We start from the raw sequence: 11,957 nt of genomic DNA, 5'->3' as shown, positions 1-11,957 counted from the left end.
GTGATGCTGATAATCTTGTTGACTATCAGTCTGACTCCACAAGCACCCACACGAATTGCTTGATTCAGTTGTTAAAGAGCGGTTGGTTAAGATCTTTCGTCTCAACCGAGGCGCGCATTCTACAGCGTCCTCTACATCTGTCAAGCGGTTATTTTCAGAAGCTTTCAAAGTTTCCTTTGCAACTTCAACCACTTGCGCTTCCGATCTCTCGTTAGCGGGAGGCGAATTCTACAGCGTTACTCGCTGCTGTCAACACCTCTTTTTCTCCGCTTTCGACCGAGAAGATCGAACCGTCAAAAGAGCCACACAACACCGCTCTTTCAACTCCTTCTGGGCTTCGATGATCTGAAGCAACTCGCTGTCGAAAACTGCGTAACTCATTGTTTACCAAGGAGTTTTCCGTTTCGACTGCGCCGGAAGTGGGGCGAATTATAGACTTCCAGAATCTGCCGTCAACACCTATTTTCACATTTCTGTCATACGGGTCAAAAAAGCCCGAAAACACGAAGGCCGAGCCCCAAGGGGCTCGGCCTTCTTCCCTTCTACTTACAAGCTAGGGAATGCGAATTGCGATGCTTCATGGCTCGCACGCTGTGGCCAACGCTGAGTAATGGCCTTGCGACGAGTGTAGAAGCGCACGCCATCCGGGCCATACGCATGCAGATCGCCGAACAGCGAACGCTTCCAGCCGCCAAAGCTGTGATAAGCCACCGGCACCGGCAACGGCACGTTGACGCCAACCATGCCGACTTCGATCTCATCACAGAACAACCGCGCAGCTTCCCCATCACGGGTAAAGATGCAGGTGCCATTGCCATACTCGTGATCGTTGATCAGTTGCATCGCCTCTTCCAGGCTGTTCACCCGGACGACGCACAGCACTGGCCCAAAGATCTCTTCTTTATAGATACGCATCTCTGGCGTGACGTTATCGAACAGGCAACCGCCCAGGAAGAAACCTTCTTCATGACCGGCCACGCTCAGACCACGACCATCCACGACCAGGGTTGCACCGGAGGCAACGCCGTCTTCTACATAGCCACTGACTTTGTCACGAGCCTGACCGGTAACCAACGGCCCCATGTCCAGACCACAAGTGGTACCTGCGCCAATCTTCAATGCCTTGATCTGCGGAGTCAGCTTGGCCACCAACGCATCGGCCACCTGGTCGCCAACGCACACGGCTACCGAAATCGCCATGCAACGCTCGCCGCAGGAACCGTACGCCGCCCCCATCAGAGCGCTGACGGCGTTATCCAGATCTGCATCCGGCATCAGCACCGCGTGGTTCTTCGCGCCGCCCAGTGCCTGAACGCGTTTGCCGCGCTTGGTGCCTTCGGCATAGATGTATTCGGCAATCGGCGTCGAGCCAACGAAACTCAATGCTTTGACTTCCGGCGCTTCGATCAGCGCGTCCACTGCAGCCTTGTCACCATGCACAACGCTCAACACGCCTTTCGGCAGACCGGCTTCCAGCAACAACTGAGCGATCAACAGCGTCGAGCTTGGATCACGCTCGGAAGGTTTGAGGATGAAGCAGTTGCCGCAGACGATTGCCAGCGGATACATCCACAGCGGCACCATCGCCGGGAAGTTGAACGGAGTAATACCGGCGACCACGCCCAATGGCTGGAAGTCCGACCAGGCATCAATGTTCGGGCCGACGTTACGGCTGTACTCGCCCTTGAGGATTTCCGGCGCCGCGCACGCGAACTCGACGTTCTCGATACCGCGCTTCAATTCACCGGCAGCATCTTCCAGCGTCTTGCCGTGTTCTTCGCTGATCAGTTGGGCGATACGTGCTTCGTTCTGTTCCAGCAGTTGCTTGAAGCGGAACATTACCTGCGCACGTTTGGCCGGCGGAGTATTGCGCCAGGCCGGGAACGCAGCCTTGGCCGAGTCGATGGCCTTCTGGATGGTTTCGCGGCTGGCCAATGGCAGTTTGTGAATCGCCTGGCCGGTAGACGGGTTGAACACGTCGGCCGTGCGACCGTCTTCGGTCACCAGTTCACCGTTGATCAAATGCGGGATAAGACTCATGCGGGGCTCCAGAAAAGTTGTCCACAGGCGCCCGTCAACGGGCGCCTCTATATAGAAGGGGAAATCAGTCGATTTTGTTCAGCACTTCGCCGACCGCGTCAAACAGACGATCAAGGTCTTGCGGCTTGCTGTTGAAGGTTGGGCCGAACTGCAGGGTGTCGCCGCCGAAGCGCACGTAGAACCCGGCTTTCCACAGCGCCATGCCCGCTTCGAACGGACGCACGATGGCATCGCCGTCACGCGGAGCGATCTGGATAGCACCGGCCAGCCCGTAGTTACGAATGTCGATGATGTTTTTCGAGCCCTTAAGGCCGTGCAGTGCATTTTCGAAATGCGGCGCAACGTCGGCCACGCTCTGCACCAGGTTTTCCTTTTGCAGCAGGTCGAGTGCGGCAAGACCAGCGGCGCAAGCCACCGGGTGCGCGGAATAGGTGTAGCCGTGCGGGAATTCCACAGCGTACTCAGGCGTCGCCTGGTTCATGAAGGTCTGGTAGATCTCGGAGCTGGCAATCACCGCGCCCATCGGGATCGCACCGTTGGTGACTTGCTTGGCGATGCACATCAGGTCCGGGGTCACGCCAAAGCTGTCAGCGCCGAACATCGAACCGGTACGACCGAAGCCGGTGATCACTTCGTCGAACACCAGCAGGATGTTGTGCTGATCGCAGATCTCGCGCAGACGCTTGAGGTAGCCCTCAGGCGGAACCAGCACGCCAGCGGAACCGGCCATTGGCTCGACGAATACGGCGGCGATGTTCGAAGCGTCATGCAGCTCGATCAGTTTGAGCAACTCATCGGCCAGAGCGATACCGCCCTCTTTTGGCATGCCGCGCGAGTAAGCATTGCTCGCCAGCAAGGTGTGCGGCAGGTGATCGACGTCCATCATCGCCTGACCGAAGATTTTGCGGTTGCCGTTGACGCCGCCGAGGCTGGTGCCGGCGATGTTCACACCGTGGTAACCACGGGCGCGGCCGATCATTTTGGTTTTGGTCGCCTGGCCTTTCAGACGCCAGTAAGCGCGGACCATCTTCACCGCAGTGTCAGCGCACTCGGAACCCGAGTCGGTGAAGAACACGTGATTCAGATTACCCGGCGTCAGGTCGGTGATTTTCTCCGCCAGTTGGAACGACAGCGGATGACCGTACTGGAAGCCCGGCGAGTAATCGAGAGTGCCCAACTGCTTGGCAACCGCTTCCTGGATTTCCTTGCGGGTGTGCCCGGCGCCGCAGGTCCACAGACCGGACAGCGAATCGTAGACCTTGCGACCCTTGTCGTCCGTCAGCCAACTGCCTTCAGCCGCCACGATCAGTCGCGGATCGCGCTGGAAATTTCGGTTGGCGGTGTAGGGCATCCAGTGAGCATCGAGCTTGAGCTGGCTGGCCAGGGAATTCGGGGCGTTTTCAGGCAAGTTCATGGGCAAAACCTCGCAAGGCAATAAGCGGCGTGGAGATGAAAAGCGTTCTTGCAGCTAAATTGCCACGGGGATAAAGTCGGTGAAATCCAACTTTTCTAACGTTCAGTCAGGCCAGCGCTAAACTATGAGCACTCGACGCCCCGATCCGCTGGCACAAGTCAGCGACTTTGATATCCGCTTGCTGCGGATTTTTCGCAGCGTGGTGGAATGCGGTGGTTTCTCGGCGGCGGAGTCGGTGCTCGGGATCGGCCGCTCGGCGATCAGCCAGCAGATGAGCGACCTGGAACAGCGCCTCGGCCTGCGCCTGTGCCAACGAGGTCGCGCCGGGTTTTCCCTGACCGAAGAAGGTCGCGAGGTGTATCAATCGGCATTGCAGCTATTGAGTGCGCTGGAAAGTTTCCGCACCGAGGTCAACGGTCTGCACCAACACCTGCGCGGCGAATTGACCATCGGCCTCACCGACAACCTGGTCACCCTGCCCCACATGCGCATCACTCATGCGTTGGCGCAATTGAAGGAACGCGGACCGGACGTGCAGATTCAGATCCGCATGATCGCGCCCAATGAAGTCGAGCAAGGCGTGCTCGACGGCCGCTTGCATGTCGGCGTGGTGCCGCAGGCAAGCGCCCTGTCGGGGCTGGAATATCAGCCGCTCTACAGTGAACGTTCGCTGCTGTATTGCGCGGTTGGTCATCCGTTGTTTTATGTCGACGACAAACAACTGGATGACGAGCGCCTCAACAGTCAGGACGCCATCGCCCCGACCTTCCGCTTGCCGGCCGAGATTCAGGCGCATTACCAGGCACTCAATTGCACCGCCAGTGCGTCAGACCGCGAAGGCATGGCGTTTCTGATTCTCACCGGGCGCTACATCGGTTACCTGCCGGATCACTACGCCAGCCTCTGGGTGCAGCAAGGGCGCTTGCGCGCGCTGAAACCGACAGCACGGTTTTATGACTTGAGCCTCGCATCGGTGACACGCAAGGGACGTCGCCCGCATTTGGTGCTGGAAAGCTTTTTAGAGAGCCTGGCTGCAACACGTTGAATAAGGTGGAAACCTGTAGGAGCGAAGCTTGCTCGCGAAGGCGGTGTGTCAGCCGACATTAATACAGATGACACGCCGCCTTCGCGAGCAAGCTTCGCTCCTACAGTGATTTGTGGTGGTCAGGTTTTATCGTGTCGGGACTTGTCTGGAGCCTGTGGTTGCGCTATCAACGCATTGGTTGCACCCACCCACCTGTTCGGAAGTGCCTATGACCTTTGAAGTCCCCGCTCACGGCGGCAAACCTGCCAGCCGCATTCGTCAGAAGAACGAAGAGACCATCATCAAAGCCGCCGAAGACGAGTTCGCCCGTCACGGGTTCAAAGGCACGAGCATGAACACCATCGCCCTGAATGCCGGGTTGCCCAAGGCGAACCTGCATTACTACTTCACCAATAAGCTGGGGTTGTACGTGGCGGTGTTGAGCAACATCCTGCAGTTGTGGGACAGCACCTTCAACACCCTCACCGCCGAGGATGATCCGGCCGAAGCGCTGACGCGCTACATTCGCGCCAAGATGGAATTCTCCCGCCGCCAGCCCCAAGCCTCGCGAGTTTTCGCCATGGAAGTGATCAGCGGCGGTGAGTGCCTGACCGAATATTTCAACCAGGATTACCGCGCCTGGTTCCAGGGCCGGGCGGCGGTGTTTCAAGCGTGGATCGACGCTGGCAAAATGGACCCGGTCGACCCGGTCAACCTGATCTTTCTGTTGTGGGGCAGCACTCAGCATTACGCCGACTTTGCCACGCAGATTTGCCGGGTCAGCGGCCGCACCAAGCTGACCAAGCAAGACATGGAAGACGCCGGCGACAACCTGATCCGCATCATTCTCAAAGGCTGCGGCCTGACTCCAGCCATTTAAGACTCTTATGCCTTTTACCCTCAGCGGCTTTTGCGAATACCGCGAAGAGATTCGCAAAAGCCGCTTCATCACCTTCGCCGCACCGATCAGCAGCCCTGCTGAAGCCCAGGCGTTCATCGAGCAACACAGCGATCTGAACGCCACGCACAATTGCTGGGCGTGGAAACTCGGCGCCCAATACCGCAGCACCGATGACGGAGAGCCTGGCGGCACCGCCGGGCGCCCGATTCTGGCGGCCATCGATGCGCAGGATTGCGACCAGGTCGCGGTGCTGGTGATCCGCTGGTATGGCGGCATTCAACTCGGCACCGGCGGCCTCGCCCGGGCGTATGGCGGCGGCGCGAACAAGTGCCTGCAAGCGGCACCGAAAATTGAGCTGATCAGCCGCGTACCGCTGAGTTGCGCCTGCGGGTTTGGCGAACTGACGCTGGTGAAACTGCGGGTGGCCGAGCTTGGCGGGTTGGTCGTGGAGGAAACGTTCACGGCCAACGGTGTGGAGCTGAAATTGGCGATGGGCGAAGCGCAGATCGACACCCTGCAAACGCAACTGGCCGATTTGAGTCGCGGGCGCATTCTGTTGCAGCGCTGAGCGCACCAACAACGCACAACGCCCTTCCATCGATCCCGTGTATTTGCCCACATCTACTGTGCACCCGGCTGTGGATAACCTGAGCACATACCGCTGTAACCCTTCTGTCATGCGGCTTTGCGGGCATTGCTCACTTTTTGTCCAATACGTCTTCAAAAAGACTAAATCCACGTAAAAACAATCAGTTAGCGTGGTTTATCGCCTTTAGAAGAAAGCCGCTCAGTGCTTATGCCCGAGCTTTGCGCTTGCGCACAAATACTGTGGAGCAATCTGTGGATAACCCGTTCATGGCTGGCGCGACCCCATATCCGGCATGGCTTGCAAAGGGTTGCTCGTTTTTTGACCAAATCGGCCTGCGCAAAACCGGAGCCTGATCTACTGCTTCGCCCTTATGTGGTGCTGCGTCGGGATCGAAATGTGGCGAAGCGGCGCGCCCGATGCCTTGGCCGGCAAGCATTTTCAATTTTCCTGACTCAATGGCCAGGAAATTGCTTTATCCACAGGCACAACTCCATCGACCCGAGCCTGTCATGCCCAACCCCGTGCCGATCCCTGACCAAACGCCTCGCCTGCAACTGCGCAGAATCAGCAAACGCTATCCGGGTTGCCTGGCCAACGATGCCATCGACCTGAGTATTGCGCCCGGCGAAATCCATGCGCTGCTCGGCGAAAACGGCGCGGGCAAAAGTACGCTGATGAAAATCATCTACGGCGTCACCCACGCTGATTCTGGCGAAGTGATCTGGCAAGGCCGGCACGTGACCATGCGCAACCCGGCTCAGGCTCGCGGTTTGGGAATCGGCATGGTGTTCCAGCACTTCTCGTTGTTCGAAACCCTCAGCGTGGCGCAAAACATTGCGCTGGCGATGGGCGCGGCCGCCGGTACACCAAAACAACTTGAGCCAAAAATTCGCGAAGTGTCCCGTCGCTACGGCATGGCATTGGAACCGGAGCGACTGGTCCACAGCCTGTCGATAGGCGAACGCCAGCGGGTGGAAATCATTCGGTGCCTGATGCAGGACATCCGCCTCCTGATTCTCGATGAACCGACCTCGGTGCTGACCCCGCAAGAGGCCGACGAATTGTTCGTCACCCTGCGCCGGCTCGCGGCCGAGGGCTGCAGCATCCTGTTTATCAGCCACAAGCTCGGTGAAGTGCGTGCGTTGTGCCACAGCGCCACGGTGCTGCGCGGCGGTCGTGTGGCCGGGCATTGCGTGCCGGCGCAGTGCTCGGATCAGCAACTGGCGAAGTTGATGGTCGGGGAAGCGGCCGATCTGATCACCGATTACCCGAAGGTCGTGGGCGGTGAGGCATTTTTGAACGTGAACGCATTGTCGTGGCACAACCCCGATCCGTTTGGCTGCTCGCTGAAGGACATCGACCTGCACGTACGCCGTGGCGAAATCGTCGGCATCGCCGGAGTGGCAGGCAATGGTCAGGATGAGCTGCTGGCGCTGCTCAGTGGCGAACAACGCCTGCACCGCAATGACGGTGCAACCCTGCGTTTTGACGGGCAAGCGGTGGCTCATTTACCGCCGGATGCCCGTCGAAAACTTGGCTTGGCCTTCGTCCCCGCCGAACGGTTGGGTCACGGCGCGGTGCCGGAGTTGAGCCTGGCCGACAACGCCCTGCTCAGCGCTTTTCAACAAGGCCTGCTGCGCAACGGGCTGATTCGGCGGGCCAAGGTCAAAACGCTGGCCGAAGAAATCATCCGCCGCTTCGGCGTCAAGACACCCGATGCGCAAACGCCGGCCCGCAGTCTGTCCGGTGGCAACTTGCAGAAATTCATCCTCGGTCGGGAAATTCTTCAGCAACCGAAATTACTGGTGGCCGCGCACCCGACCTGGGGCGTGGACGTCGGCGCCGCCGCAACCATTCACCGCGCGCTGATCGCCTTGCGCGATGCCGGCGCAGCGATCCTGGTGATCTCCGAAGACCTCGACGAACTGTTCCAGATCAGCGACCGCCTCGGCGCCTTGTGCAGCGGACGGTTGTCGCCGCTCAGGGCGACCGTCGACACCCGACTGATCGACGTCGGCGGCTGGATGGCCGGCCAGTTCGACGCCCCTCAATCACTTGCGCCCGCAACGGTTTAACGGAGTTTCACATGCTGCTTTCCCTCGAACCCCGTGGCCAGCAATCGCGCCTGATGCTGTGGTGCTCGCCGTTATTGGCGGCGGCCCTGACATTGGCCTGCGGCTCGCTGCTGTTTATCGCGTTGGGCCATGACCCGTTGCTGACCTTGCACACCTTGCTGATCGCCCCGGTCAGCGACTTGTATGGCGTCTCCGAATTGTTGGTCAAGGCGTTGCCGATTCTGCTCTGCGCCTTGGGTCTGGCCGTGGCGTATCAGGCACGGATCTGGAACATTGGCGCCGAAGGCCAGTTGCTGCTCGGCGCGCTGGCCGGCAGTGCGTTGGCGGTGAACATCATCGGTCTGCAAAGTCGCTGGGCATTGGTGTTGATCCTGCTCGTCGGCTCGCTGGCCGGCGCGGCGTGGGCCGGGCTGACGGCGTGGCTGCGCACGCGCTTCAACGCCAACGAAATCCTCACCAGCATCATGCTCAATTACATCGCCCTGAACCTGCTGTTGTTCTGCGTGCACGGGCCACTGAAGGATCCGGCCGGGTTCAATTTTCCGGAGTCGGCGATGTTCGGCGATGCCAGCCGTTTGCCGTTGTTGATGGAGGACGGTCGAGTACATGCCGGCGTGTATTTTGCCCTGCTCGCGTTGGTGGCGGTGTGGGTGTTGTTGCAGAAAAGCTTTGTCGGGTTCCAGATCAAAGTGCTCGGGCTGGACAAGCGTGCGGCGGGTTTTGTCGGGTTTCGCGAGAAACGGCTGATCTGGCTGGCGCTGTTGGTCAGCGGCGGATTGGCAGGGCTGGCCGGCGTGTGTGAAGTCACCGGGCCGATTGGTCAGTTGGTGCCGCAAGTCTCGCCCGGCTATGGCTACGCCGCGATCACCGTGGCATTTCTCGGGCGGCTCAATCCGGTCGGCATTCTGTTTTCCAGCCTGTTGATGGCATTGCTGTACATCGGTGGCGAGAACGCGCAGATGAGCATGAATCTGCCGCAAGCGATCACGCAATTGTTCCAGGGCATGATGCTGTTTTTCCTGCTGGCCAGTGACGTGCTGATTCTCTACCGAGCGCGTTTGCATTGGCGCTGGACGCGTCGCGCATCAGCCACCGTCGTACAAGCAGGAGCGCTGTGATGGATATCGATTTGTTGAGCAATATTTTCTACGCCATGGTGCGCTGCGGCACGCCGTTGCTGTTGGTGGCGCTGGGTGAGTTGATTTGTGAGAAGAGCGGCGTCCTCAACCTCGGCCAGGAAGGCATGATGCTGTTTGGCGCGGTGATCGGTTTTATCGTCGCGCTGAACAGCGGCAACCTGTGGCTGGGCGTGTTGCTGGCGATGCTCGCCGGGATGTTGCTGTCGTCGCTGTTTGCGTTGGTGGCGCTGGTGTTCAACGCCAATCAGGTGGCCACCGGGTTGGCGCTGACGATCTTTGGTGTGGGCCTGTCGACCTTTGTCGGTGCGGCGTGGGTCGGTAAACCGCTGGCGGGTTTTGAGCCGGTGGCGATCCCTTTACTGAGCGAGATCCCGCTGATCGGCCGGATGCTGTTTGCACAGGATCTGCTGGTGTATCTGTCGTTCGCGTTGTTTGCGCTGGTGGCGTGGGTGATTGTGAAAAGTCGTGTCGGGCTGATCATTCAGGCCGTCGGCGAAAACCCGGATGCGGCCTGTGCGATGGGCTTGCCGGTGTTGGGCGTACGAACGCTGGCGGTGCTGTTCGGCGGCGCGATGGCGGGGTTGGCCGGGGCGTATCTGTCGCTGGCCTACACGCCGATGTGGGCGGAGAACATGAGCGCCGGTCGCGGCTGGATTGCCCTGGCGCTGGTGGTGTTTGCCAGTTGGCGGGTGTGGCGATTGCTGCTGGGGGCGTATCTGTTCGGGCTCGCCAGCATCCTGCACCTGGTGGCGCAGGGGTTGGGGCTGGCGATCCCGTCGAGTCTGCTGGCGATGCTGCCGTATGTCGCGACGATTGTGGTGTTGGTGCTGCTGTCGCGGGATGCCGTGCGCACACGATTGTATGCGCCGGTGTCGTTGGGGCAGCCTTGGCAGGGTGGGCATTAGAGGTTGTCTGCTCCGGCCCCTTCGCGGGCAAGCCTCGCTCCTACGGGTGTTATGCAAATCCTGTAGGAGCGTGGCTTGCCCGCGAAGGCGTCCGCACTGGCAACACCTGAGCAACGCCCCAAGCCAATTCAAAAACCAGAAAAATCACCAACAGCGAACTGGCGCCATGGAGCAAGGCATAGAGCTGCCAAGTGGAGAACAGGAATCTGCCCACCGCGTCATACCGGCCATAAACCTGCTGCGGATCACGAATCCGCAGCACCGACCACACGCACACGATCGAGCCCAACAGGTTCGCCATCAACATGTGCATCGGCTCAAACGCCGGCAGTTCGCCGGGCAAATCCAAAGCCTGACTCAACCCCGCCAACAACCCATGCAACGCAGTAAAACTCCACGGCGTGACAAACGCCGCCGTCACGATCAAGTCATACCAGGCGCTGCCCCGCACCACTTGGCGATATTGCGTTGAAGTCCACATCGGCACTGCTCCATAAATTCAGGGAGCAACAAGCCTAAAGCCTGGAGTATGCTCCAAGGTCAAGCCCTCTCGAGACATCAGTATGCGCATCGGTGAATTAGCCCAGGCCAGCGCCGTCAGCCGCGACACGCTGCGCTTCTACGAGCAGCGCGGATTGATCGCGGCGCAACGCAGCGCCAACGGTTATCGCGAATATCCGGATGACATGGTGCAACTGGTGCTCTACATCAAGACCGCTCAACGGCTGGGCTTTACCCTCGGCGAGATCGGCAACAGCGTCGCCGCGTTATGGCAGTCGCCCGATCCGGACAGCGCCGTCACGCAATTGCTGCAAGACAAACTCAAACTGATCGAAACCCGAATGGACGAACTCGGCGCGTTGCGCAACGAGTTGCAGCAACGGCTCGGGCAACGTTGTCCATTAAATCCGTGATCCTCATTCATCAAGGAAGCCACACATGTCCAAGGCAAAAACCGCACTCATCATCGGCGCTTCCCGGGGCCTGGGCCTCGGTCTGGTGAAAACCCTGCTGGCCGACGGCTGGCAAGTCACCGCCACCGTACGCAACCCGCAGAACGCCGACGCCTTGCAGGCGCTGGGCAAGGTGCGGATCGAAAAACTCGACATGGATGATCAGCAGGCCGTCATTGCCCTGAGTCAGCAGCTCAAGGGCGAAGTGTTTGATCTGTTGTTCGTGAATGCCGGCGTAAAAGGCCCTGACGTGCAGACGCCGGGCGGTGCGACGCTGGCGGAAGTGGGTCAGTTGTTCTTCACCAATGCGGTGGCGCCGATCAACCTGGCACAACGTTTTGTCGGGCAGATTCGCCCGGACAGCGGCGTGCTGGCGTTCATGAGTTCGGTGCTCGGCAGCGTGACCATGCCGGACGCGCCGGAACTGGCGTTGTACAAGGCGAGCAAGGCGGCATTGAACTCGATGACCAACAGCTTTGTGACGCAATTGGGCGATCAGAAACTGACAGTGCTGTCGCTGCATCCGGGCTGGGTGAAAACCGACATGGGCGGTGAAGGCGCTGACATCGACGTGGAAACCAGTGTGCGTGGGTTGGTGGATCAGGTGAATGCTTACACCGGCAAGGGTGGGCACCACTTCGTGAACTACAGGGGTGAAAACATTCCCTGGTAAGACATCATTTCTGTAGGAGCCGGCTTGCTGGCGATGCAGGCGCCTCGGTCTTTCAGTGATACCGAGGCGATGCTATCGCCAGCAAGCCGGCTCCTACAGATTATTCGTCGTCCTGTCGGGGTGGGCTTGCCCGCTGCACGGTTTTGTTTGACACTGCGCACCTCGTCCCCGCGGCGACCCTGGATCAGCAGACAGGGTAATCACTGAGCTGGCTAACCTGAACCCAACTTTCAGAGGAGCCGGC

At 59.5% G+C, this 11,957-nt stretch carries 11 protein-coding genes; 8 read left to right on the top strand and 3 right to left on the bottom strand.

All coding sequences use genetic code 11. The annotated features are described in order from the left end of the window. Nucleotides 1–546 precede the first annotated feature (546 nt). Together IB245_RS06360 and IB245_RS06355 are read right to left on the bottom strand one after the other, a co-directional pair. On the bottom strand, nt 547–2,040 hold the full coding sequence (locus IB245_RS06360; RefSeq protein ID WP_008031364.1) for a CoA-acylating methylmalonate-semialdehyde dehydrogenase: 1,494 nt from the start codon (nt 2,038–2,040) through the stop codon (nt 547–549). A 64-nt stretch (nt 2,041–2,104) separates the two neighbouring features. Then, nucleotides 2,105–3,454 (bottom strand): aspartate aminotransferase family protein, encoded by a 1,350-nt coding sequence (locus IB245_RS06355; RefSeq protein WP_192227006.1) that lies wholly within the window; start codon nt 3,452–3,454, stop codon nt 2,105–2,107. A 124-nt stretch (nt 3,455–3,578) separates the two neighbouring features. Between IB245_RS06355 and IB245_RS06350 the strand changes: the two genes are divergently transcribed. The 6 genes from IB245_RS06350 (at nt 3,579) to IB245_RS06325 (ending at nt 10,087) form a co-directional block, all read left to right on the top strand. Next, nucleotides 3,579–4,499, top strand: coding sequence for a LysR family transcriptional regulator (locus tag IB245_RS06350; protein ID WP_008031360.1), 921 nt, complete (start codon nt 3,579–3,581; stop codon nt 4,497–4,499). A gap of 208 nt (nt 4,500–4,707) precedes the next feature. Beyond that, nucleotides 4,708–5,358 (top strand): TetR/AcrR family transcriptional regulator, encoded by a 651-nt coding sequence (locus IB245_RS06345; RefSeq protein WP_008031358.1) that lies wholly within the window; start codon nt 4,708–4,710, stop codon nt 5,356–5,358. 7 nt (nt 5,359–5,365) lie between these two features. Beyond that, nucleotides 5,366–5,947, top strand: a complete 582-nt coding sequence (locus IB245_RS06340; protein WP_192227005.1) for an IMPACT family protein — start codon at nt 5,366–5,368, stop codon at nt 5,945–5,947. Nucleotides 5,948–6,477: 530 nt separating this feature from the next. Continuing rightward, nucleotides 6,478–8,043: an ABC transporter ATP-binding protein gene (locus IB245_RS06335; protein WP_192227004.1), complete on the top strand. Its 1,566-nt coding sequence runs from the start codon at nt 6,478–6,480 to the stop codon at nt 8,041–8,043. A gap of 11 nt (nt 8,044–8,054) precedes the next feature. Continuing rightward, complete coding sequence (locus IB245_RS06330; protein ID WP_192227003.1) at nt 8,055–9,161, top strand: ABC transporter permease; 1,107 nt, start codon at nt 8,055–8,057, stop codon at nt 9,159–9,161. Next, complete coding sequence (locus tag IB245_RS06325; RefSeq protein ID WP_192227002.1) at nt 9,161–10,087, top strand: ABC transporter permease; 927 nt, start codon at nt 9,161–9,163, stop codon at nt 10,085–10,087. The genes IB245_RS06330 and IB245_RS06325 overlap by 1 nt, the downstream gene beginning before the upstream one ends. A gap of 49 nt (nt 10,088–10,136) precedes the next feature. On the opposite strand, the gene IB245_RS06320 is transcribed toward IB245_RS06325, so the two are convergent. Beyond that, a complete protein-coding gene (locus IB245_RS06320) occupies nt 10,137–10,568 on the bottom strand; it encodes a hypothetical protein (RefSeq protein ID WP_192227001.1) in 432 nt (143 codons plus the stop codon). 82 nt (nt 10,569–10,650) lie between these two features. Between IB245_RS06320 and IB245_RS06315 the strand changes: the two genes are divergently transcribed. Beyond that, nucleotides 10,651–11,001, top strand: coding sequence for a MerR family transcriptional regulator (locus tag IB245_RS06315; protein ID WP_192227000.1), 351 nt, complete (start codon nt 10,651–10,653; stop codon nt 10,999–11,001). Between the two features lie 25 nt (nt 11,002–11,026). Further along, a complete protein-coding gene (locus IB245_RS06310) occupies nt 11,027–11,713 on the top strand; it encodes an SDR family oxidoreductase (RefSeq protein WP_192226999.1) in 687 nt (228 codons plus the stop codon). The last annotated feature ends 244 nt before the right edge of the window (nt 11,714–11,957 follow it).

Origin of the sequence: Pseudomonas sp. PDM02 (genome assembly GCF_014852285.1) — a bacterium.
In the GTDB taxonomy this organism is placed as follows: Bacteria; Pseudomonadota; Gammaproteobacteria; order Pseudomonadales; family Pseudomonadaceae; genus Aquipseudomonas; species Aquipseudomonas migulae.
This window is presented reverse-complemented; position numbering and strand designations above follow the sequence as displayed.